This is a genomic window from Proteiniphilum sp. (genome assembly GCF_040307845.1).
GTDB lineage: Bacteria > Bacteroidota > Bacteroidia > Bacteroidales > Dysgonomonadaceae > Proteiniphilum.
This window is the reverse complement of the sequence record NZ_JAWRIS010000037.1, coordinates 75,485-97,081: the sequence shown is the minus strand read 5'-3', so window position 1 is coordinate 97,081 and position 21,597 is coordinate 75,485. Positions and strand designations below refer to the sequence as shown.

At 42.9% G+C, this 21,597-nt stretch carries 25 protein-coding genes; 8 read left to right on the top strand and 17 right to left on the bottom strand.

The window, feature by feature from the left end; all coding sequences use genetic code 11:
* From ABV001_RS09505 to ABV001_RS09490, 4 genes are all read right to left on the bottom strand, one after another.
* The coding region (locus tag ABV001_RS09505; RefSeq protein ID WP_352422588.1) for a hypothetical protein at positions 1-386 on the bottom strand (386 nt) is incomplete at its 3' end.
* Positions 383-616, bottom strand: coding sequence for a hypothetical protein (locus ABV001_RS09500; RefSeq protein ID WP_352422587.1), 234 nt, complete (start codon positions 614-616; stop codon positions 383-385). The genes ABV001_RS09505 and ABV001_RS09500, both read right to left, overlap by 4 nt.
* A gap of 8 nt (positions 617-624) precedes the next feature.
* The gene (locus ABV001_RS09495; RefSeq protein ID WP_352422586.1) at positions 625-2,235 is read right to left on the bottom strand and encodes a cysteine peptidase family C39 domain-containing protein; all 1,611 of its coding nucleotides are present in this window, start codon (positions 2,233-2,235) and stop codon (positions 625-627) included.
* 239 nt (positions 2,236-2,474) lie between these two features.
* Positions 2,475-3,071, bottom strand: a complete 597-nt coding sequence (locus ABV001_RS09490) for a GLPGLI family protein (RefSeq protein ID WP_352422585.1) — start codon at positions 3,069-3,071, stop codon at positions 2,475-2,477.
* Between ABV001_RS09490 and ABV001_RS09485 the strand changes: the two genes are divergently transcribed.
* The gene (locus ABV001_RS09485; RefSeq protein WP_352422590.1) at positions 3,050-3,238 is read left to right on the top strand and encodes a hypothetical protein; all 189 of its coding nucleotides are present in this window, start codon (positions 3,050-3,052) and stop codon (positions 3,236-3,238) included. The two genes, ABV001_RS09490 and ABV001_RS09485, sit on opposite strands and share 22 nt — an antisense overlap.
* Positions 3,239-3,255: 17 nt before the next feature.
* Here ABV001_RS09485 and ABV001_RS09480 read toward each other — a convergent pair whose 3' ends face one another.
* From ABV001_RS09480 to ABV001_RS09470, 3 genes are all read right to left on the bottom strand, one after another.
* Positions 3,256-4,074, bottom strand: coding sequence for a GLPGLI family protein (locus ABV001_RS09480; RefSeq protein WP_352422584.1), 819 nt, complete (start codon positions 4,072-4,074; stop codon positions 3,256-3,258).
* Positions 4,075-4,132: 58 nt separating this feature from the next.
* Entirely contained in the window at positions 4,133-4,291 is a 159-nt protein-coding gene (locus tag ABV001_RS09475) for a hypothetical protein (RefSeq protein WP_352422583.1), read from the bottom strand.
* A 320-nt stretch (positions 4,292-4,611) separates the two neighbouring features.
* Positions 4,612-4,806 carry a hypothetical protein gene (locus ABV001_RS09470; protein ID WP_352422582.1) on the bottom strand — a complete coding sequence of 65 codons (195 nt, stop codon included), beginning with the start codon at positions 4,804-4,806 and terminating at the stop codon, positions 4,612-4,614.
* A gap of 238 nt (positions 4,807-5,044) precedes the next feature.
* On the opposite strand from ABV001_RS09470, the gene ABV001_RS09465 reads away from it, so the two are divergent.
* Complete coding sequence (locus tag ABV001_RS09465; RefSeq protein ID WP_352422581.1) at positions 5,045-6,391, top strand: sensor histidine kinase; 1,347 nt, start codon at positions 5,045-5,047, stop codon at positions 6,389-6,391.
* 9 nt (positions 6,392-6,400) lie between these two features.
* Positions 6,401-7,078 carry a response regulator transcription factor gene (locus ABV001_RS09460; RefSeq protein ID WP_352422580.1) on the top strand — a complete coding sequence of 226 codons (678 nt, stop codon included), beginning with the start codon at positions 6,401-6,403 and terminating at the stop codon, positions 7,076-7,078.
* Positions 7,079-7,081: 3 nt separating this feature from the next.
* Here the strand turns inward: ABV001_RS09460 and ABV001_RS09455 are convergent, their stop codons facing one another.
* The 9 genes from ABV001_RS09455 to ABV001_RS09415 form a co-directional block, all read right to left on the bottom strand.
* Complete coding sequence (locus ABV001_RS09455; protein WP_352422579.1) at positions 7,082-8,290, bottom strand: alanine dehydrogenase; 1,209 nt, start codon at positions 8,288-8,290, stop codon at positions 7,082-7,084.
* On the bottom strand, positions 8,280-8,825 hold the full coding sequence (locus tag ABV001_RS09450) for a shikimate kinase (protein ID WP_352422578.1): 546 nt from the start codon (positions 8,823-8,825) through the stop codon (positions 8,280-8,282). The genes ABV001_RS09455 and ABV001_RS09450 overlap by 11 nt, the downstream gene beginning before the upstream one ends.
* A 99-nt stretch (positions 8,826-8,924) precedes the next feature.
* A complete protein-coding gene (gene cls / locus ABV001_RS09445) occupies positions 8,925-10,355 on the bottom strand; it encodes a cardiolipin synthase (RefSeq protein ID WP_352422577.1) in 1,431 nt (476 codons plus the stop codon).
* Positions 10,352-11,314 (bottom strand): ribosome small subunit-dependent GTPase A, encoded by a 963-nt coding sequence (rsgA, locus tag ABV001_RS09440; RefSeq protein ID WP_352422576.1) that lies wholly within the window; start codon positions 11,312-11,314, stop codon positions 10,352-10,354. The genes cls and rsgA overlap by 4 nt, the downstream gene beginning before the upstream one ends.
* Entirely contained in the window at positions 11,314-11,871 is a 558-nt protein-coding gene (gene frr / locus ABV001_RS09435) for a ribosome recycling factor (protein WP_352422575.1), read from the bottom strand. The genes rsgA and frr overlap by 1 nt, the downstream gene beginning before the upstream one ends.
* Before the next feature lie 46 nt (positions 11,872-11,917).
* Complete coding sequence (gene pyrH / locus ABV001_RS09430) at positions 11,918-12,625, bottom strand: UMP kinase (protein WP_502929869.1); 708 nt, start codon at positions 12,623-12,625, stop codon at positions 11,918-11,920.
* 108 nt (positions 12,626-12,733) lie between these two features.
* Positions 12,734-13,486: a biotin--[acetyl-CoA-carboxylase] ligase gene (locus ABV001_RS09425; protein WP_352422574.1), complete on the bottom strand. Its 753-nt coding sequence runs from the start codon at positions 13,484-13,486 to the stop codon at positions 12,734-12,736.
* A gap of 12 nt (positions 13,487-13,498) precedes the next feature.
* Positions 13,499-13,882, bottom strand: coding sequence for an MmcQ/YjbR family DNA-binding protein (locus tag ABV001_RS09420; RefSeq protein ID WP_352422573.1), 384 nt, complete (start codon positions 13,880-13,882; stop codon positions 13,499-13,501).
* A 68-nt stretch (positions 13,883-13,950) separates the two neighbouring features.
* The gene (locus ABV001_RS09415; protein ID WP_352422572.1) at positions 13,951-14,313 is read right to left on the bottom strand and encodes a YraN family protein; all 363 of its coding nucleotides are present in this window, start codon (positions 14,311-14,313) and stop codon (positions 13,951-13,953) included.
* 136 nt (positions 14,314-14,449) lie between these two features.
* On the opposite strand from ABV001_RS09415, the gene ABV001_RS09410 reads away from it, so the two are divergent.
* The 3 genes from ABV001_RS09410 to ABV001_RS09400 all read left to right on the top strand — a co-directional run bounded on the left by ABV001_RS09410 (position 14,450) and on the right by ABV001_RS09400 (position 15,975).
* The gene (locus tag ABV001_RS09410; protein ID WP_352422571.1) at positions 14,450-14,674 is read left to right on the top strand and encodes a hypothetical protein; all 225 of its coding nucleotides are present in this window, start codon (positions 14,450-14,452) and stop codon (positions 14,672-14,674) included.
* Between the two features lie 138 nt (positions 14,675-14,812).
* Positions 14,813-15,250 carry a nucleoside deaminase gene (locus ABV001_RS09405; protein ID WP_352422570.1) on the top strand — a complete coding sequence of 146 codons (438 nt, stop codon included), beginning with the start codon at positions 14,813-14,815 and terminating at the stop codon, positions 15,248-15,250.
* Between the two features lie 176 nt (positions 15,251-15,426).
* The gene (locus ABV001_RS09400) at positions 15,427-15,975 is read left to right on the top strand and encodes an NADPH-dependent FMN reductase (RefSeq protein WP_352422569.1); all 549 of its coding nucleotides are present in this window, start codon (positions 15,427-15,429) and stop codon (positions 15,973-15,975) included.
* A 69-nt stretch (positions 15,976-16,044) separates the two neighbouring features.
* Here the strand turns inward: ABV001_RS09400 and ABV001_RS09395 are convergent, their stop codons facing one another.
* Positions 16,045-17,418, bottom strand: a complete 1,374-nt coding sequence (locus ABV001_RS09395) for a Gfo/Idh/MocA family protein (RefSeq protein ID WP_352422568.1) — start codon at positions 17,416-17,418, stop codon at positions 16,045-16,047.
* 442 nt (positions 17,419-17,860) lie between these two features.
* On the opposite strand from ABV001_RS09395, the gene ABV001_RS09390 reads away from it, so the two are divergent.
* Positions 17,861-19,081: a hypothetical protein gene (locus ABV001_RS09390; protein WP_352422567.1), complete on the top strand. Its 1,221-nt coding sequence runs from the start codon at positions 17,861-17,863 to the stop codon at positions 19,079-19,081.
* Between the two features lie 416 nt (positions 19,082-19,497).
* Entirely contained in the window at positions 19,498-21,540 is a 2,043-nt protein-coding gene (gene metG, locus ABV001_RS09385; RefSeq protein WP_352422566.1) for a methionine--tRNA ligase, read from the top strand.
* The last annotated feature ends 57 nt before the right edge of the window (positions 21,541-21,597 follow it).

Below are 21,597 nucleotides of genomic sequence, written 5' to 3'. Positions count from 1 at the left end.
ATGTAGAACCGGGGCGACAGGAGAAATTTAGACTTCGATTCTTTTGTACCTGCCAGTTTATCGTGATATAGGTAGGGAGTGAACGACAGCGGCATATCGAATTTCGCTTCCAGTCCGCTTCTCTTGAATTCGACTTCCGGCAATGCATAAAAGTTGAAATACCGCATCAAAAGATCATTATGGAGACTACCCAACGTATCCGAAACACCGGTCAGTTCACTTTCCATATCCCTGATCACACCAATAATGCCCACTCTCATGGAGATATTGACGGGATTTATATAAAATCCCAACGATGTGTTGGTATTGGTGTAAAAGGCAGAAGAACGGATATCCTGTTGTTGCCTGACGCTATCCCTGGAGATATCGAGGTGTTGCGGTTTCAACTGGTAAATATTGAACGAGTTGATCTTAAATATCCTTCCTCCCTGGTCGTCTGGGCGAACTTTACGATCCTGTTTTCTTCTGCCGGACGCGCCGTCACCAATACCCCGGTTAAGGGAGAACCGTCCTCCTTGTCGGTCGCTTTTCCGGAGATAACCGTCTGTTGGACATAAACAGGCATAGAGAAGAACAAGAAAGAAAGAAAATACAGACGTTTAATAAATATATGCATATCATCAGTTATCGTGTAGATTTCGACAGGTTAACCAGATCTGTCAATAAAAATGGGAGATCTTCCAAAGTGTATTCATTTGGAAATGGATGGTCATTCATCCAAATGGATGGCACCTTATCCGTATTCAACACTTTGTTATTTTTCACGTGATTGTAAAAAACTCTTTTAGTTTCATCTCCAATCGCTCTCACAGGGTAGACCTTTTCAAATTCATCTATTGATTGGGATCGGAACCATTCTTTTAAAACCTCTACTCTTTCCGGAAAATGGCGATATGGATCAAAAAAAGTAAAAAGATGAAACTGAACTTTATTCATATTTTCATACATCTTCTTATCGGTTCCGTCCAAACGCACATGCCACTGGATAAACAAAGGATACCTTTCTAATAAACGGATCATCTGAAGTGCTATTCTTTTACAAGGGGTGCACATGGGATTAAGAAGTGTAGTTATGGTTATTGGAGCCTCTCGATTTCCTAACTTCAACCCGTCTTCAGGGAAAGATTGCATCTTTTGTTGACTCTTGAAAAGATTGGCGATAATAGCTGGAGTTCTTTTCAATCGGAGTGAAGAGATTTCCTTTTGGAATGCATTAGCCTTATGTCTAATATTTTGCTTTACTAAAAACAATAAGCCTATACTCAGTAACAATGAGAAAATAATTTCTTCGACTACCAGGAATATACTAACCATCAATTTCTTGTATGGATAAAACAAAAACAATACCATTTCAATCAGCAGGATCGCAACGACACTCAAGCAAAGTGGACACCATTTTTCCACCACTAATTTTTGATACAAGACGGAGAACAGGATAAAAGGTATGCTACAAACAGCTAAATAGCAGAAAATTTGCAGAACAGGTATTATCAAGCCTGAAAACGCAGCAACGAGCAAAGATATTATTCCCGTTGAAAAGTAGATAAATCCGATATCAGCTAAAGCTATCCTATTCAAAACTTTTGAACCTTTGGAGTGAATAACCTTGTTACAATCAAAAGCCGCGTTCTTTTGACAAAATGCATCGAAGAATGAATAAGCCCCCTTTGCCTCCTGCCGTAATAAACCCATACTTAGTCCTGTTCCAATAACTTTTAGACTTATAAATGCATAGAAGAAGATGATATTTCCAAAGCTTGTGTTCGTTTTAAGACGAAAAAATAAGACAGAGAAGAGCAAGGGTACCAACCAATACCTTGATATATTATCTGGTTTTCTTCTACAAAAAGAGGTGCCTGTCTTTTCTATAAGGATTGTTATTTTTGTCCAAATTAAACAAAACTCATCTTGCTGTATTTCATATCTTTTATTGGTATGAGCATCAAAGTAACAGACTCCATTTTCCGACGTTTTTTCAATCAGGATAAATCTTTCAGAAGTACGGTCCTTGATAAAGGCGATAACCGGGTGCTTAGCCTTCACAAGTGCTGAATAATCCGCACGACATGCGGTCGCCTTCAATCCATAGTATGTATATACCTGCACAATAGACAAAACAGATGGAAAAGAGGGGGATGATTGTAAAACCAGTTGTAACTCTTCCGGATCACAATTCATCTCCATTTGTTTCAAATGGCGAATAAGTAGCGGAATAAGATAATTATTGAGTTCCATGACTTTTACCTATAATCACGTTCAATGAGGTCATATCTCATAATTTTAGGCAATGTTCCATCACTAAGATCAATCCCGGTCTCCAACTCAATAAAACCACTCAAATCCATGAAGTACTTTTTCTGAGTTCTAAGAAATTCAATACGATTCGTTTTCTCAAATCTTTCACTACCCACATATGTCTTACTGAATAGTATAGGTTCTTCCGTTTTTTCCAATCCGATCATGTTGAAATGATATTATTTGCCCCGATCATATGCTTCCATAATCAGGCCGGGTAAACCGCCGAATTTCCAGGGGCCGTCACTTACGGGTATATCGGATGCAAACCATGCGGTCCATTGCCTGCCACGGAAATGGCATACAGCCATCTGACACGGATAATCCAATACGATCTTGACACTGTCTGCCACCTGCCAATCCTGTGCATTCAGATCATCTTCATACACATAATCCTGTAATGAAAGTCCATCTGTCACAGTGATTTTTCCCTGTGGATAGTTTTTATAGATGTATGCTTTCATCCGTTTGTGGGGATAATCATTGGAATTTATTTCTTTTTTTGAAAAAGCATAATCTAAATGTTTCTTCATTATTTCATACCAGTTTGGTAGTGACCTAATTGAATCAGCCTGATTACTATAATAGCTATAGCATTTGGAAATATTATTTCCGATTTGAAGAATCAATAAATCATCCCTTTGTTTGTTCTCTAATGTATCATTTTGCCAAATATATTTATATTGACATTTAAGATATGCATAGTCTAACACTTCTTGTGCATTATTGCTATAAAAAAAAGAAAAACAGATAAATGCTAAAAATGCTCTTTTCATTCCTATTTTTATTGAGTAGAGATAAATTAGAAAAATATGCCACGTTCGTTGTGCGCCACCAGGAGAGGTTGACTTCCTCCAGGCCGGTTGTCCCGGCAGTGATCCGCCCTTCATTGGGGGGCGAGCCCAGCGGAAAGAATCATTCCTATCAGGGAGTGTTGTATTAATCGGCGCATAGTGCATTTTATTTGTAATCCTGCTCAATCAAATCATATCGCATTACTTTGGCCGGTGTGACGTCGCTTAAATCAATTCCGGTTTCCATTTCAATGAATCCGCTCATATCCATCAAGTATTTCTTTTGGGCTTTCAAGAAATCCATACGACTTGTTTTCTCAAATTTTTTGCTACCAACATACGTTTCGCTGAATAAAATGGGTTCTTCCGTTTTTTCCAATCCAATTACGTTAAAATGATATTGCTTGCCGTTATCGTAAGCTTCCATTATCAGACCCGGTAAACCGCTAAATTTCCACGGGCCGTCACTCACTGGCACATCCGGAGAAAACCATGCAGTCCAGTTTCTACCGCGAAACTGACATACCGCCATTTGACACGGATAATCCAGTATAACTTTCATACTATCCATTATTTCCCAACGCTGAGAATTCAAGTCATCTTCATATATATAGTCTTGTAATGAAAGTCCATCTGTCACAGTGATTTTTCCCTGTGGATAGTTTTTATAGATATAGGCTTTCATCCGTTTGTGAGGATAATTTGTTTTTGTTGAGAGTGCTCTATTTATTTCCCGATGTAATATAACGTCTCTATCTGGCAATGCAAAAATTGAATCTACTTGATTACTATAATAGCTATAGCATTTGGAAACATTTGCTCCTATTTGGAGAATCAGAAGGTCATCTTGTATTTTCTGCGCCAATGTATCGCTCACATATGAAAACTTGTATTGACACTTCAGTTGCATATTATCAATTATTTTTTGTCCATATATGTTATACAGATTAAATAATAATGTAACCATGCATAGATAATATTTCATGTCTTAAAAATTTTAGATCAGGTGTCTATATCTTAATTATAGACACCTGACTTACTATTTATCTGCAATGCTTGTCGTATCCATGACGTGCACCATCCATTGCACCGTCGTCCAAATCGTTACTCATTACAATGTCTACAAGGGTTGCACAATATTCTTCTTTTGATACACCACCTTTGATCTCCTCCATTTCTTGTAAATTCAATTCTTCAATCATATTATTAAGGGTATTAGCTCTTTTCTGATAACAGAAAAAAGTTTATTATTAAGTCGTTTATTATTAGGACAGTATTTAAACTGTCATTTCCAATATCGTTACTATTATTCACAGTATTGCGGCATTTCCTATTTTACCCATCCATGGATGTTTGAAATTACCGTCTATTTTACTAATTTTGCAGTGCCTTTCTTTGTCTTTAGTGAAACTTCAGGATTGATTGGTCTCAATTAGGTTGTTCGCTTTCCTGGCAAGGGAAGGCATTTTTAATTTATGACTCACGGATCTGACTCCGTTTTGTCTTGTTCGCGGCTTTTCTTTTAATACAATGCTTTTATCTCGATAATTTTCCCAGCACCATTTCTCCTAACTAAATGAGGTTTACCATCGATATAAACGATCTCCCACACTTCTTCATCATCTTTTGTTCCTCCCATTATTCTGGACATAGCTTCATTCTGTAACATATCTACAGAAGGGATTAACGAGAAGCTATCCTTGTTCTTTGTTTTCATACATCATCTTACTTAATTATTCTTATTAAGGACAAAGTTGAAAATTGTTTTTGGAAGTGTATCTAACAAACAGCTAACAATTATCTAACCAATCTAACAATGTCCATAATATTATATTTATTTAACCTTTTCGGCTTTCCATAGATAATTTTTCTTTCTGCAAATTATTCACGAGAATTGTGTTATTATTCCATTTTTTACTGTTATATTTGCATTAGATGTGATCATAAATATATCTATGAAGAAATATCTGATGCTTATCATATCGGTAATAGTAATTGCTTTACTCATACTAACACAAATTGAATGGGTCAGGCAATTAATCATACGTGACAAAGAGCGGGTTGAATTGGAATTGAAACAAACCCTACAAAGTATTGTATCTTTCTGTTTATCGAAAGAAGTGTCCGACAGACAAAATCAATTAAGTTTTGATTTAATCCCTGTAGACCCCTCACAAATTCCTCCCAACGCTATTATCAGAGGTTCTTTTGACACCGGAGAATATAGTCCCGATAAGAATTTAGCCAATTTCATGGTCGGCGTTTTCTCGGAAGATTTGTTGGAAGAAAACAAAATTCCATTGGAACCTATCGATTCCCTTTTCCGACAAGAGTTCAGCCGTTACTCCGAAATAACAAGCTATTCCATGACTTTCCTAAAAGAGGATTCGGTTACGCGTACGTTGCAATCGGGGGAGGTAGTAAATGTAAACGTAAAGAGCAGAGGAGAGAATGTAACAGTTGATATCCCATTAGGGGAGTCGGGAACATACCGGTATAGAGCGCATGTAACATTCAAACCGGCAGTCTATCTCCAAAGATTACGTTCGACAGCCATTCTTTCAGCCCTATCGGTAATATTGATATCCCTACTGGTGCTCTACCAGTTGGTGCAGATAAAGAGAAAATCGGATGAATTGGATTCCCACAAGAAAGCTGTGAGAGGGATTATTCATGATCTGAAATCTCCTCTCGCGTATGTCTACACCATGCTGGGAATATTTGAGAAAAAGGAACTGGAAGCCGACAAAAAAGTTATGTTTCAATCCTCAAAACTGAGGGTGAAGTATCTCTCAGAACAAATAGAGATACTCCTCTCTACCATAAAGAATAAAAAGAATATTTTTCAAATAAAGCTGGAAAATTATCCTTTCACCCGTCGATGCAAGGAGATAATAAAAGAGCTGGAAGTTATTTATCCGGATAAAGAGATTATATATTCCTTTGAACCTGAAACGGAGGTTACATTACAAGCTGACCCCGTATACTTCGACGGTTGCGTCCGTAACCTGCTGGATAATGCCATAAAATATTCGGGGAACATACCGATGATACATATCAGCACCAAAACAGAGAGAAACAACGTAATAATTGCATTTTACGATAGCGGAAAAGGCATTGAAAAGAATAAACAGAAAAAAGTATTCCGGGAATTTTATCGATCCGAAACCGGCTCTTCCTTAAAAAATCATGGTGTAGGACTCTCTTTTGTGAAACAGGTTGTGAATGCGCATAAAGGAAAACTGAATCTGGAAAGTTCTCCGGGAATGGGAAGCAAATTTACCATTGTATTACCCCAATAAATTTTGGCCATGGTAGATCCAATTAAAGTACTATTAGTGGATGATGATACCCTTTTAGGTGATATGGTTAGTTCCGCACTCACCGAGAACGGATATACAGTCCATTTTCAAAACTCTCTTACCGGGATTATAAGCGCTATCCGGGAATTCAACCCCTCTATTCTGGTATTTGACGTGGAAATAGGCGAAGAAGACGGGATCAATTGTGCCAAGGAAATTTTCGCATCCTTTCCGTCGATTCCGGTACTATTTATCTCTTCACACACCGAGATAGAAAGTGTGACAAGGGGAATAAGGGCAGGAGGCGTGGGATACCTGAGGAAACCATTCGAGATGGAGGAGCTGAAAGCCTTGATAGACCGCTTCGCGCTTCCTCGAAAGAAGATAAAAGGTATTCCAATAGGAGATAATTATTCCCTGCATACCGAAACAAAGAAATTATTTTACCAATCTACACCGGTAAAACAATTAAGCCCACATGAGTTCATGACTTTGCGTATGTTGGTTCAAAATAGGGATGAGATATTATCGTATAATACACTTTCTAAAAAAGTGTGGGGTAAGGACTATTCCCAAACAGAGAACTCTATGAACAACCTTATTTCCCGACTACGAAAATTATTGGCGAACGATTCCAAGGTAAATATCCTCACCATAAAAAACAGCGGGTACAAATTGACCTGGTAATATTCAATACCCCGGCAGGAATAATCCTATGTCGGTAATGGGGATATTGAAGTGGTTGCCCACATAGCGGTTGACCATTTTCCCGGCATAAAGGTAGAAGCCGGCGGCAAAGCCACGGTCGAACCGGGCAAAATTTCCGGGTCCGCCGGAGTCGGCCATGGTGGAGAGGAGCGACACGAAAATATTGCTCATGGCGATGGAAGCGGTGCGCGCCACACGTGAACTGAGGCTCATCTCACAGAAATGCAGCACGCCGAATTTCTCAAAGACCGCCGGAGATCCGGGCAAACAAGCCTCCATAGTGGTTTCAAAACAGCCTCCCTGTGCCATCCGTATATCGACGATCACTGCACCTTGTTTCATTTCTCTTATAAGGTCGTTGGAAATGCGATAGAAATGGGTTTTATTGATGTATTGCATGGCGCCAATCACCACATCTGCCGAACGAAATACGTTCCTCAACACATTGGGTTGCAGTGTGGATGTAAACACCGGATTTCCCAGCTCATGGCGAATAGTGCGCAGCTTCGTGATGTCGTCATCGAATACTTTCACCGATGCTCCCATGGCCAGCGCTGAGCGGGCAGCCATGGTTCCGGCCGCCCCTGCTCCTATGACTACCACCTCGGTGGGTGAGATACCGGGGATACCTCCCAATAAAATACCTTTTCCACCGTGGGCGTTGCTTAACAGTTCTGCCGCAAGGGCAATGGAATAAGTCCCCTCAATCTCGGATATAGAGGTTACAAACGGGGAGATGCCCGTTTTGTCGTAAAGAAGTTCATATGCCAGAGCGTTGATCTTTTTCTCTGACATCAACTCCAGCAAGGGACGGGATAACCGGTGAATATGTAAATAAGAAAAGACGGTAGCACGTGTCCGCATCATGGCCACCTCTTCCAACGTGGGCGGCAATATCTTCAGGATCAGGTCGGCCTGAAAGACCTCTTCCGGAGTATCTACAATTTCAGCGCCCGATTCGGCATAATAACTGTCGGCGTAATTAATGGTCAGCCCGGCCCCTGTTTCCAACAAAACCCTGTAACCGGACTCGACCAGCAATGAAACGGTTTCGGGCGTTAACGGCACCCGTTTCTCATGCTTGCGATCTTCACGTGGAATGCCAATCACCAGGGATATCCTCTGCCTTTCCACTTTTTGCAGCAATTCACGTACCACAAATGAGGTGCTTCTATGGGAATCAACTATCATGCCGGTTTCCTCCTTTTAATTGTTGTTCAATCCCACGCACCGTCAAATGGATCTCATCTTTGGTGATCATGCGGTCTATCGGGTAAATGACTTGGGCCTTCCTGTAATGACTTTCCCTCCGGGACAGATGTTCCGTAATAAAAGGGATAAGCTCTTCTTTAGTCTTCCCGGTAATGAGCGGCCGCACGGTTTTTGCAGCCAACAGATGGGCGGCGAGATCTTCGGGATGAGCCTCAAGGTAAATGGTAAGGCCTGCACGATTCATTACCTCCATATTGTCAAAGAAACAGGGCGTGCCCCCGCCCGTGGAGATCACCACATCTTCAAATGCAGCCACCTCCCGGAGCGAACGGCTCTCTATCTTACGAAACTCTTCCTCCCCCTTTTCTGCAAAAAGATCCGGCACGGACTTCCGATATTTCTTCTCAATATAGGCATCGAGATCGATAAACGCAAGGGAAAGCGACTTGGCCAGCCGTTTCCCTATGGTGGTTTTACCGGATCCCATATAGCCTATAATAAATATTCGTTCCATACAATTTTATTTAGAGTCAAGAACCAAGACTCAAGAACCAAAACTCAAGAAATTCAGGATTCTTCACTTCTCCACTTCTTCACTTCTTTCGTTGAAAAATCACATTAACGGGGCAAAGAGCCGCAGGAAAGAGTCTACAAACCGTTTTGATGCAGAACGTTTATACCACTCCCGCAAAGAGACGGGTTCTGAAAAGCGCTGGTCTTCCACAAAAATATCATTCGCCTGTGCTCCCAGTTTTTCATCATAGACAAAAGCTTCTACTTCGAAATTCTGTTCAAAGCTACGTGCGTCGAAATTGGCTGATCCGACCAGCGTGAGCGATCCGTCGAATACCATCATCTTGGAATGCAGAAACCCTTTGTGATACATGTACACTTTGACTCCGGCCTTGAGCATGTCTTTTATATAAGAAAGTGATGCTCTTTGTACCAGAGGCACATCCGACCGTTTGGACATCATCATCCTCACATCTACACCCCTGATGGCGGCTGCCTGCAAAGCATCGGCCATAGCCTCGGGGGGAAGGAAATAGGGAGTCTGGATAAAAATCGATTTACGGGCATCATAAATGGCTTGCATGATTCCGTGCGAGATCTCGCTATTTTCACTCAAAGGGCCACTATTCACGATCTGCATGGGACACTCGCCATAATTTTCAAGTACGGGAAAATAATCACGCGAGGTAATCAGCGTCTGCGAGACAAAATACCAGTCGATCAGAAAGACCGACTGCAATCCTTGTACTCCTTTACCTTCGATGCGTGCATGGGTATCGCGCCAGCATCCCCAGTCGAACCCTTTCACATACCGATTGGCTACATTCATCCCTCCCGTATAACCTATCCGCCCGTCAATGACCACGATCTTGCGGTGAGTGCGGTAATTGAGCCTCGAAGTAAGTCTCGAAAGGCTCAGCTTTAAAAAAGGTTCGGTTTCGATTCCCGCTTTCCTGAAATCCTCAAAAAATTTCCTCTTCGCTATCCTCGAACCAAAACTGTCGTATATGATACGTACCTCCACCCCTTCTTTCGCTTTACGGATAAGAGCCTGTTGGAGTTTCAACCCCAGTTCATCGTCGAGTAACACATAATACTCAATATGGATATGCTTCTCGGCCTTTTCAATATCTGCAAAGAGACTTGCAAATTTATCCTCTCCGCACGTGAACAGCTTCACATCGTTTCCTCCAAGTAAAGGAGTATAATCCATATTCTGGAGTAGCTTGATCAAATTGGTGTACGCTGAGGGAAAGGTATGCTCTATATCGGTTTCCATACCATCAAGCGGACGTTTCTTCAATTTGCTGTACATCCGCCGGGAGATCACTTGTTTCTTTGTGGCGTCCTGTCCAAAGAAGGCATACCATACAATACCGATAAAAGGCAGAAAAACCACCGCCAGTATCCATGCCACCGTTTTGATGGGATTCCGGTTCTCGGAGATTACCACCACCACGATACTTGCCACCGTGAGCAGGTAAAGTATCTCAATGATCAGGAGCAATGCATTGTTCAGATGTATAGTCATAAACGGTATTTTCCTTCCTCTATGTCTTCCAGGATATTCAGGTATGAGTTATACCTGCTTTCGCTGATATAATGATTTTGTACTGCCTCCAATACTGCACAACCGGGTTCGTTAAGATGGAGGCAATTGTTATACTTGCAGTTTTTCGAGATTTTGAATATCTCCGGAAAATAATGTGAAACTTCGGCCCGACTCATATCGATGGTACCAAACCCTTTAATACCCGGGGTGTCGATCAGGAAACCACCGTTCTCCAGTTCAATCATCTCAGAGAAAGTGGTGGTATGCATCCCTTTCTGATGATAACCGGATATTTCGCTTACTTTTTGCGACCGTTCACCTACCAACAGGTTGACGATGCTCGATTTCCCCACTCCCGAATGCCCTGCAAGTAAAACAGTCTTTCCCCGCGCAAGTGCTTCCAGTTGGCCTTTCCCCTCGCCGGTCACTGTCGATGTTCTCAAACATGGGTAACCGATGGAGGAGTAGAGGTGCATCAACGCCTCCAGATATTCATTATCCTCTTCATCATATAGATCGATCTTGTTAAAAATAAGGCAAGCCGGCACTGAATAAGCCTCGGCAGTGATCAGGAAACGGTCGATAAATACGGTAGTTGTCTCAGGATAACGCACCGTGACACAAAGGAATGCCAAATCTATATTTGCTGCCAGGATATGCGCATGTTTGGAAAGATTGGACGCTTTGCGCACGATATAATTTTTCCGTCCGGCTATGTCAGTGATAAAAGCGGTACCATCGGGGTTGGGATCCATAAACACCCTGTCGCCCACCACAATAGGGCTGGTACTCCTGATCCCTTTGAGCCTCAGGTTCCCCTTTGCTATGCCAATGACATCGTTGCCATTCTCATCACGCACCAGATAGGTATTCCCGGTATTCCTGATCACCAGTCCCTGCACTCCTACCCTGCCGCTTTCATCTCCGAATTTTGCCATTAAACGGTAAGTATCTCCTTCTCCTTTTCGGCGAACATCTCATCCACTTTCTTGATATACCTGTCATGCAGTTTTTGCAGTTCGCCCTCACTGTCTTTTCCCATATCTTCCGCCAAACCTTCTTTGACAGCCTTTTTCACTTCATCGATCCCTTCGCGGCGGGCATTACGGATACTGATTTTTGCTTCTTCCGCTTCCTGTTTGGTTTGTTTTACCAGTTGTTTACGCCGTTCTTCCGTAAGCGGTGGTATGCCTAAGCGAATGACCTCACCATTGTTTTCGGGAGTGATACCCACATCCGAGTCCTGGATAGCCTTCTCCACTATTTTCAGCATCGCTTTCTCCCAGGGTTGTACCATGATGGTCTTCGCATCGGGGGTATTGACGGTTGCTACATTCGACAGCGGAACAAGACTGCCATAATATTCCACGCGTATACCGTCAAGAATATGGGCATTGGCTCGGCCCGCACGAATACGCGAAAATGTTTCATCCAGGAATTCGAGGGTCATCTGCATCTTTTCCTCGGCTTCTTTTTTGATTGTCGTTATTTCCATAAGTATCTTTTATTTGTTGATTTCGGACAAAAATAGTGAATTTTTTTTAAACATGCACCAGGGTGCCAATATCTTCGCCATCAAGCACTCTTTTCAGATTGCCATAACTATCCATATCGAAGACAACAATGGGCAGATTGTTCTCCTTACACATCGTCGTAGCGGTCAGATCCATTACCTTAAGGCCCCGGCTGTATACTTCATCGAAAGTGATGGTCTGGAATTTAGTGGCCGTAGGATCTTTTTCGGGATCAGCCGTATAGACTCCATCAACCCGGGTACCTTTGAACATGGCATCGGCCTCGATCTCGATTCCGCGGAGTGCAGACGCCGTATCGGTCGTAAAGAAAGGATTTCCGGTTCCGGCTGCAAGGATTGCAATTTCTCCCCTCTCCAGCGATTCAATGGCTTTCCATTTGGAATAGAGTTCACCTACCGGCTCCATGCGAACTGCCGTGAAAACACGATTGCCCTGCCCTACAGCGGTGAGTGCCGAACTCAATGCCAGGCTATTGATGACGGTGGCCAACATCCCCATCTGGTCGCCTTTTACCCGGTCGAAGCCTTTGGTAGCACCACTCAATCCCCGGAAAATATTACCTCCACCGATCACAATACCTATTTGTACACCTGTCCGTGCCGCTTCATGTATCTGTTCGGCATATTCCTGCAGCCGTTTTTCATCAATCCCATACTGCTTGTCGCCCATCAGCGACTCACCGCTGAGTTTGAGTAAAATCCTGTTAAATTGCATTATTGATTTATTGATTTATTGATTTGATAATTTATAAATTCCCAGTCCCCTAGTCTCCCAGTCCCCAGTTTCCCAGTCTACCAGTTTCCCAGTCTACCAGTCCCCTAGTCAATTAACAAAAGAAACTTCTTTGAACGCGTACTTCCGTTCTTCTTCAGTATCCATTGCTTTCAACACCAGATGACCGGAAGGAAGCACATCTTCGATCTTCGCCATAAACCTGCCGTCTTTATCCTCATACCAATAATAGCCGTTTATTCGATACAAGTCAAGCATGTATTCATCTTCAATGGCTTTGACCTCTCCCTTCTGTAAATCACGATAAAGCTGGAAAAATTCCTGCTGAAAAATATCGAGGATATAGTCCCGATCCTGTATTGAACCGGTAATCTGCCTGAGCGAAACGGGATTGGGGAGATCAGGAGGGAACGACTGTTCATTGATATTGATCCCGACACCGATCACTGAATTGGTGATATTTTTACCATCGATATCATTCTCTATCAATATTCCTGCTATCTTCTGTTCTTTCCAATAGATATCGTTCGGCCATTTGATGCGAATATCGTCGGTAAACCGATCCAACGTATTTTTAACGGCCAATGAGCCAATCCGGGAAATAATGAACTGTTCATTGGCCGGTATATCCTCAGGATAGATCAATAGACTGAATAAAAGATTTTTGCCTTCCGAAGAAAACCACGAATTCCCCATCTGTCCCCGTCCGACGGACTGAAAATCGGCAATAACCATTGACCCCTCTTCAAGGTGTTCGTTCCTAACGAGCTGTTTTAAATAAAGGTTTGTCGATTCAACCTCTTCCCGCCGGATTATCCGCCGATCTCTACTTAACTGTTCCATATTCAAGTCAGTTTAATTATTTTCTTCGCTTAGCATAGTAAAAAATCGAAAATATTGTTGTTGCTGCTTTTTGGGCAATTTCTTTATGACTTCCCTCACAGAATGATCGATCCATTGCCTGAGTTCATCATCGGGCATATTCCCATCTAAATAAATAGTATTCCAATAGATTTTGTTCATATGATAAGCCTCTTCCACGCATACATATTTATCACGCAATGCGATGGCTTTTGCCGGATCGCATTTTAGGCTGATAGAAAACCTGTCTCCATCCGTTGGTATCAATGCGAACATCTTCCCCATCACTTTCATCACAATGGTCACTTCATCGAACGGAGTGGTTACCTCCGCTCCCTGAATAGATTGACAATAATCAAAGAGTTCCTCGATATTCATATTTCATTCGATTCCTTTTTCGTACAATGAGAACAGTTCCTGCTGTTACATCCGGCCGAAGGCTATCTTTACAAAAAGGGTAAAAAAGCATCCTCAATATGTTCCAGCTCGAAATGCCGTTCATTTCCTATTACCGTAACAATATCGAAACGGGCCGGCTTATCGATTCGGTATATTTTCAGATAGTGACTGGCAGCCCGGATCATACGCCGCATGCGTTGTTCAGTGACAGCATCGCCCGGGTCGCCCCATACATCTGAAGTGCGCGTTTTCACCTCAACAAACACAATAAAATCCCCCTCCTCCGATACTATATCGATTTCGTAACCGGAAAAAGACCAGTTCCGCTTCACAATACGATATCCCTTCTTTTTAAGATAAGCTACCGCCGCTTCTTCACCTTTTCTCCCCAACTCATTGTGTTCGGCCATCTCATTTGATATAAAACAGCTTTTAAACCTTGTAAAAATACAACTTTACGCCGTAAATACTCCCTTTTATCGAAAATATTTTGTTTTTTTGCACTGGCAAAGGGAAAACGCATGTAGATATTTCAATGGTTATTGGATGGGAACAAAGCAATACAAACCACAGGGTAAGATCAAACCACGTACAAAAAAGGTAGTGTTCGTGCTCAGTGATGAAGAGTACAACTTGATTCATTTCTATTTGAAAAAGTATAAAATCACCAACCGTTCCAGATGGTTTCGGGAAACTGTTCTCAACCATGTGTTGAAAAATATGGAACAGGATTATCCTACGCTGTTTGAAGAGAATGAGATGAGACGATGATTCGATGATGTGATGATTTGATGTGCCAATGTGAATAATATCAGCAACATGCTTCACGAGATAATTGGTAATTAGTAATTAGTAATTAGTAATTGGTAATTGGTAATTAGTAATTAGTAATTAGTAATTGACACAAAAATGTTTGATGATCAATATTTTATGCAACAGGCTTTGAGGGAAGCACACAAGGCCTTCGAAAACGGAGAGGTACCCGTGGGGGCTGTGGTCGTAGTGAACGATCGCATCATTACCCGGGCACATAATCTGACGGAGACATTGAATGATGTAACCGCCCATGCCGAAATGCAGGCTATCACTGCTGCAGCCAATATGCTGGGGGGTAAATACCTCACCGACTGTACCCTCTATGTGACCATAGAACCCTGCCCAATGTGTGCCGGCGCGTTGCGATGGGCACAAATATCACGTGTAGTATACGGGGCTCCGGACGAAAAACGAGGCTATACACAGATATCACCTTATCTCCTTCACCCCAAGACCATCGTTACTTCCGGCATTCTGGGAGATGATTGCGCCAATCTGATGAAACTTTTTTTCGCCCGCGTCAGGAAATAGTCCGGAGTACGGTGCTGACAATAGATTTCTCATTGTTTCTCCCTGTAGTTATCCGGGAAACAAGACCAATAACCTATCGATATTTACAATCAAACAAAAGCTGCGAGAAAAGCGTTAATACTATTCTTGAAATATTTATATACATATCGGTAAATCAATTAAAAAAAACAGGTATTATGAGTAAAAAGAAAATAGCTGTCCTGGTAGGCAGCTTACGTAAAGAATCGGTCAACCGGAAGTTGGCAAACGAAGTAATCAGGTTGGCTCCGGAATCCCTTGCACTGGAGATCGTGGAGATAGGGCAATTGCCGCATTATAATGAAGATCTGGATCAGAATCCCCCTGAGGAATGGGTCGAATTCCGTAAAAAGATCGGTGAAGCAGATGGATATCTTTTTTTTACACCCGAATACAACCGGACTTTCTCAGGAGTAATAAAAAATGCGCTTGACGTGGCGTCAAGACCCTATGGGCAAAGCAAATGGGGTGGAAAACCGGGCGCCATCGCGAGTAGTTCCATGGGAGCTCTGGCCGGCGAGGGAGCCAATCTCGCACTCCGCCACCCTATGGTATTCCTGAACATTTACATGATGCAACAACCCGAAGCATATATCGGGAATTCATGGGAATTATTTGACGAGCAAAACAACCTGAAAAACGAGAATACAAAAAAGTTCCTGAAAAGCTGGATAGACGCGTTCGCCGATTGGGTGTATAAGTTTTAGAAGATATTACCTATCCGTAAAAAAACTCGCTCCGGAAGTGACATTGTTGCTTCCGGAGCGATTGTTTTATCAGAGTACCGGCAATTCCCAGGGAGCCCGGTAATGGGCTTTGATCAACCGGTTGGCTTCGTCATTCCCTACGAATTTTCCGGCACCGTTATCCCAGTCGAGTGCCGTTCCCACGCGGCAGGAGATATTGCCCAGATGGCTCAGTTTGGCCACTTCGGCGCCAATGGCGATATCCGCATTGGGCAATTTGCGGGTGCGCATGCAATCGAGCATGTTGCCCGCATGGAGATAGAGGCCTTTGCCCCCGCCCATTTTTTTCTCCACCGCCTCCATCCGGAGCGTGTTGGGTTTTCTTTCGTCATCGCACGGATAGCAATAAGGGAAATTGCGGCTGTTGACAGCCTGCTCGGGCACTACTTCCCATCCCTGCCGGGTAAGGATCAGTGTGCCGTTCTCTCCAAAGAAAGCCACGCCTTCCCGCAGACCGAACAAGCCGGTGCCGATACCGCATGCATGATCCCACACAATATTGAAATCCGGATATTTGTAAGTAACCATCAGGGTGTCGGGCGTCTCCATGGCGTCATCGGGATAACCATATTTTCCTCCGGCACCATATACATACGAGGGTAATCCCACATTCATCCCTTTCATGGCGTAATCGAGCAGGTGCACACCCCAGTCGGCCATCAGCCCCCCGGCATAATCCCAGAAGAAGCGAAAATTATAATGGAAGCGGTTATCATTGTAATTGCGTTTTGGCGCGGGACCTAACCACATGTCATAATCCACACCTGCCGGAGGAGCCGAATCAGGCACTACCGGAAGGGTGTACTTGCTGGTTTGGTACGCCCACACCTTCACGGTCCTCACACGGCCCAATGCGCCGCTTTGCACATATGCAGCCGCTTCGTCCCAATGCGGATCGCTACGCTGCCACTGCCCCACCTGCGCGATACGGTTATATTTGCGTGTCGCCTTCACCATCAAGTCGCATTCTTCAATGGTATTGGCCAGCGGTTTTTCCACATACACATCCTTTCCGGCCTCACAGGCAGCAATCAACTGGAGACAGTGCCAATGGTCGGGAGTTCCGATGATCACCATATCCACCTCTTTGTTGTCGATTACCCTGCGCCAATCCTTCACCAACTGCGGAGGCTTGTTACCAGTTATCTTCTCCAATTCGCCGGCACGTCCATAGAGCCACTCATCATCCACATCACACAGGGAGATACATTCCACTTCGGGATATTGAAGAAAAGCTTTCAGGTTGCTCCATCCCTGATTGCGGCAACCAATCAATCCGACTTTGATCTTATTACCCGGGGCTGACTGTCCGAAGACGGATGAATAGGATTTTCCCATTAAGGGCGCCAAGCTTAAACCGGTTGCCGAAATAGCGGATTTCTTTAAAAAATTTCGTCTGTCCATGATAAAGTATTATTTAGTATTTATATTTGGTCTGTTTCGATCTATATGGACTATCACCCACCGGGAAATTACCGGGCTGACAATTATGTTCACGTCAACACCTCTTTCCTGCAGTAGAGAAGAGATAATATCAAAAGTAAAAGCAAAGATAATAAAGATTATACAAACACAGTGTGGTTATCTTTTTTTAATGTGCTTATGTACTAATATGCCAAACAACGCACAGCTTGCCCCGATTTTATCGGGGGATATTTTATCGGGGGATAAATATCCGCGCGCGAGGGGACGAAAAGCATAAAACAAGCAGACAACCCCAAAGATAACAAATAAACACTAAAATCGTTATTTAGATACCCGGAAATTTAGTATTTTTGGAGTAACTCAAAAACAACGTTAAGTTATGTCTTTGTCGCATAATCATAATCATAATCACAAAACAAAAATGAAAAGAAAAACCTCTTTTTTCCTCATATTGGGAGGAATCGGCATTATTTGCTGTTCCTGCGTGCTTAGTAAGATTTATAAGTATGTGGACTATAATCCCGATATAAGCGGGAGTCTGCCGGACACATTTAGGGTAGAGCTACCTTTACAAATGGATTCGTCTGACTTCTTCTGCATTCGGGCACGTGTCAATCAAGAATATGACATGGACCTTCTTATTGATACGGGAGCCGAAAGTTTAGCGCGTAGTGAGGACTTGAAAACGCCAAAAGCTACTTTTTGGGGGGAATTTCCATTACCAACATACAATGCACGTAAAGAATGGTCAAGGAAAAATCTGTATTATTATGATAGTTTTGATATCGGTCCTTTATCTTTAGGGAAACCCCTTTTTAAAGAAATTACTCCCGAAAACGACACGCATATACATGCCATATTGTCTGAAAATGGCAAAAACGTGTTGGGACGTAATATATTAAATCGTCTTAACTGGAAATTTTCTTTAGATGAAAATAAAATGATTTTATTCAGCCAAAGAGACCACTCCTTATTAGCCAAAGAAACCGCGGATGGGTATATAAAAATTAAAGACGCATTAAAGTATAATTGCAAGTTAGATTTTCCACAAGCCGGAAAGTCTGATAAATTCCTGCTCGACTTGGGTTTTGAAGGTGAACTGGCGATAAACAAAAAAATGTTCAACCGTTTGTCGATAAATATCCCCTATCGGGAAATACAAGGAATTAAAGGTGTTGTGTATATGTTGGAAGGAGTGGATGTCGTCTGGAACGATATAGTCATTAAAAACTGTCAGGCAGTTTACAAGCCGGGCAATCATTCCAACCTGATAGGTAATGGATTAATGCGTAGGTTTAATTTTGTATTGGCATATACAACGTCCTCTAAGGGTTCACCCCAGCGTGATTTATATCTAAAGCCAGTAACAAATTTTGACAAAATCAAAGCAAAACCTATTGTTTCTGATTTTGGATTTATTCTTCAAAAGAAAGAAGATGATACTTATATTGGTGTTGAAGTCAATGGAATTGCCGACAAGGGGGGATTAAAGACGGGTGACAGATTACTCAATATTGACAAACAGGTGTTTTCTTCTGCCAATAATAATAAACTGATAACTTACCTTTCTGATAAAAGAAATACAACGATACAAATCGCTCGTGAAAACAAGATATTGGACATATATTTGTCGCTTGATTAAGATTGTCCCCCCCGCAATTTTAAACTGTCGTCTATAGCAGAACTATGGGAGCGATTTGTAATCTCGAACGGTATTTCACTCTGCTTGATAGCAATAAGTGGCTTAATGAAATCTTTTCTCATACACTTTCCTGAATTTCAGGACAAGAAAAACGGATATTCCCTAAATAATAAGGAAGAGGCTTTTTTTGAAACAATTCTTCAAAACACGATTCATTTTACTGATAATTAACCATATTACTTTCTGGACTGGTTACCACTTTTCCCCCGGCTTTCACTAAGTTTACATAATTTAGGAGGCGCCTCGGAAAAACCCAAGCGAGCTTGGTTTTTCTCTCGGCTTTCACTAAATTTGTACCCTCAAATAAAGTCTGAAATAAATGAGGTAATAGTTTGCCCATTAATCGAATTTCGAATATGTCAAAACAATTCAAACGTACGCTTATCACATCGGCACTGCCGTATGCCAATGGCCCGGTACATATCGGTCACCTGGCCGGGGTATATGTCCCTTCGGATATCTATGCCCGTTACCTGCGCCTGAAAGGAGAAGAAGTCCTTTTTATCGGAGGTTCCGACGAACATGGAATCCCTATCACCATCAAAGCGCGTAACGAGGGAGTCACCCCCCAGGATATCGTGGACCGCTACCATACGTTGATCAAAAAATCGTTCGAAGAGTTTGGCATCACATTCGACATCTATTCCCGTACTACTTCAGAGATACACAAGAAGACCGCCTCCGATTTTTTCCGCACCCTCTATGACAAGCATGCATTCACCGAACAGGAGAGCGAGCAGTATTATGATGAAGAAGCGGGACAGTTCCTTGCCGACCGATATATTACCGGCACATGCCCCCATTGTGGGAACGAGAAAGCATACGGCGACCAGTGTGAACAATGTGGTACTTCTCTCAGCCCTTCGGATCTCATCAATCCGAAATCAACACTCAGTGGCAGCAAGCCTGTGATGCGAAAGACCAAACACTGGTACCTTCCTTTGGACAAACATGAAGCATGGCTGCGCCAATGGATATTGGAAGATCACAAAGAGTGGAAGACAAACGTCTATGGCCAGTGTAAATCATGGCTCGATCTGGGGTTGCAACCACGTGCCGTAAGCCGTGACCTCGACTGGGGTGTACCGGTACCGGTGGAAGGCGCCGAAGGTAAAGTACTCTATGTATGGTTCGATGCGCCCATAGGATACATTTCAAACACCAAAGAATTACTGCCCGATACCTGGGAGAAATGGTGGAAAGAGGATGACACCAGACTGGTACATTTTATCGGCAAAGACAATATTGTGTTCCATTGCATCGTCTTCCCTGCCATGCTGAAAGCCGAAGGTTCTTTCATCCTGCCGGACAACGTACCGGCCAATGAGTTTCTCAATCTCGAAAACGACAAGATCTCCACTTCCCGCAACTGGGCGGTATGGTTGCACGAGTACCTGGAAGAATTCCCGGGCAAACAGGATATCCTCCGTTATGTACTCACCGCCAATGCACCGGAGACCAAAGACAACGACTTCACATGGAAAGATTTTCAGGCCCGCAACAACAACGAGCTGGTAGCCGTGCTGGGAAACTTTGTGAACCGCGCATTGGTACTCACCCAAAAATATTTCGATAACAAAGTGTCGGCACTTGGGGAACTGACCGAATATGATCGTGAAACAATAGCCGAAGCAGGGAAAGTAAAAGCGGCTGTGGAACAGAATCTCGAAAACTACCATTTCAGGGAAGCGCAAAAAGAGGCGATGAACCTCGCCCGTATAGGCAATAAATATCTGGCCGACTCAGAGCCTTGGAAAACAGCCAAAACCGATATGGACCGGACGGGCACCATCCTCAATATCGCGTTGCAGATCACGGCCAACCTCTCGATTGTCTTTGAACCGTTCCTGCCCTTCTCATCGGCAAAGATCAGGAATTTCATTAATACAGATCATTTGGGATGGGACGATTTAGGTAGTTTCGAGTTGCTTCCTGAAGGACATTCACTGGGAAATTCGGAACTACTGTTTGACAAGATCGAAGACGAAGTAATTGAGAAGCAGGTACAGAAATTGTTAGACACTAAAAAAGCCAATGAGGCCAAAGAACACAAGGCGAAACCGATCAAAGAAACTATCCAGTTCGACACGTTCGAGAAGCTGGATATACGTGTTGGTACTGTGTTGGAGTGCGGAAAGGTGCCCAAGACCGACAAGCTGCTCCGCTTCCTGCTCGATGACGGACTGAAGAAACGGACCATCCTTTCCGGTATTGCCGCTCATTATCCCAATCCGGAAGAGCTGGTCGGTAAACAGGTATGCTTTATCGCCAACCTCGAGCCAAGAAAAATGAGAGGTTTGCTCTCTGAAGGTATGATCCTTTCGGCTGAGAATGCCGACGGAAGCCTCGCTTTAGTCGCTCCGACAAAAGAAGTACTGCCCGGGAGCCAGGTAGTTTAGGCTACCTCAAAGAATTATCACGAAAATAAGGTTTTCATGGAATAATCTGTTAATTTT

Coding starts and splice junctions, on each gene's coding strand:
- ABV001_RS09485 (WP_352422590.1), top strand. CDS start 3,050: ATGCTAAAAATGCTCTTTTCATTCCTATTTTTATTGAGTAGAGATAAA.
- ABV001_RS09480 (WP_352422584.1), bottom strand. CDS start 4,074: ATGAAATATTATCTATGCATGGTTACATTATTATTTAATCTGTATAAC.
- cls (WP_352422577.1), bottom strand. CDS start 10,355: ATGACTATACATCTGAACAATGCATTGCTCCTGATCATTGAGATACTT.
- pyrH (WP_502929869.1), bottom strand. CDS start 12,625: ATGCAATTTAACAGGATTTTACTCAAACTCAGCGGTGAGTCGCTGATG.
- ABV001_RS09455 (WP_352422579.1), bottom strand. CDS start 8,290: ATGATAGTTGATTCCCATAGAAGCACCTCATTTGTGGTACGTGAATTG.
- ABV001_RS09415 (WP_352422572.1), bottom strand. CDS start 14,313: ATGGCCGAACACAATGAGTTGGGGAGAAAAGGTGAAGAAGCGGCGGTA.
- ABV001_RS09390 (WP_352422567.1), top strand. CDS start 17,861: ATGAAAAGAAAAACCTCTTTTTTCCTCATATTGGGAGGAATCGGCATT.
- frr (WP_352422575.1), bottom strand. CDS start 11,871: ATGGAAATAACGACAATCAAAAAAGAAGCCGAGGAAAAGATGCAGATG.
- ABV001_RS09420 (WP_352422573.1), bottom strand. CDS start 13,882: ATGAATATCGAGGAACTCTTTGATTATTGTCAATCTATTCAGGGAGCG.
- ABV001_RS09460 (WP_352422580.1), top strand. CDS start 6,401: ATGGTAGATCCAATTAAAGTACTATTAGTGGATGATGATACCCTTTTA.
- ABV001_RS09500 (WP_352422587.1), bottom strand. CDS start 616: ATGCATATATTTATTAAACGTCTGTATTTTCTTTCTTTCTTGTTCTTC.
- ABV001_RS09495 (WP_352422586.1), bottom strand. CDS start 2,235: ATGGAACTCAATAATTATCTTATTCCGCTACTTATTCGCCATTTGAAA.
- metG (WP_352422566.1), top strand. CDS start 19,498: ATGTCAAAACAATTCAAACGTACGCTTATCACATCGGCACTGCCGTAT.
- ABV001_RS09405 (WP_352422570.1), top strand. CDS start 14,813: ATGTTTGATGATCAATATTTTATGCAACAGGCTTTGAGGGAAGCACAC.
- rsgA (WP_352422576.1), bottom strand. CDS start 11,314: ATGGCAAAATTCGGAGATGAAAGCGGCAGGGTAGGAGTGCAGGGACTG.
- ABV001_RS09490 (WP_352422585.1), bottom strand. CDS start 3,071: ATGAAAAGAGCATTTTTAGCATTTATCTGTTTTTCTTTTTTTTATAGC.
- ABV001_RS09395 (WP_352422568.1), bottom strand. CDS start 17,418: ATGGACAGACGAAATTTTTTAAAGAAATCCGCTATTTCGGCAACCGGT.
- ABV001_RS09400 (WP_352422569.1), top strand. CDS start 15,427: ATGAGTAAAAAGAAAATAGCTGTCCTGGTAGGCAGCTTACGTAAAGAA.
- ABV001_RS09410 (WP_352422571.1), top strand. CDS start 14,450: ATGGGAACAAAGCAATACAAACCACAGGGTAAGATCAAACCACGTACA.
- ABV001_RS09465 (WP_352422581.1), top strand. CDS start 5,045: ATGAAGAAATATCTGATGCTTATCATATCGGTAATAGTAATTGCTTTA.
- ABV001_RS09450 (WP_352422578.1), bottom strand. CDS start 8,825: ATGGAACGAATATTTATTATAGGCTATATGGGATCCGGTAAAACCACC.
- ABV001_RS09475 (WP_352422583.1), bottom strand. CDS start 4,291: ATGATTGAAGAATTGAATTTACAAGAAATGGAGGAGATCAAAGGTGGT.
- ABV001_RS09425 (WP_352422574.1), bottom strand. CDS start 13,486: ATGGAACAGTTAAGTAGAGATCGGCGGATAATCCGGCGGGAAGAGGTT.
- ABV001_RS09470 (WP_352422582.1), bottom strand. CDS start 4,806: ATGAAAACAAAGAACAAGGATAGCTTCTCGTTAATCCCTTCTGTAGAT.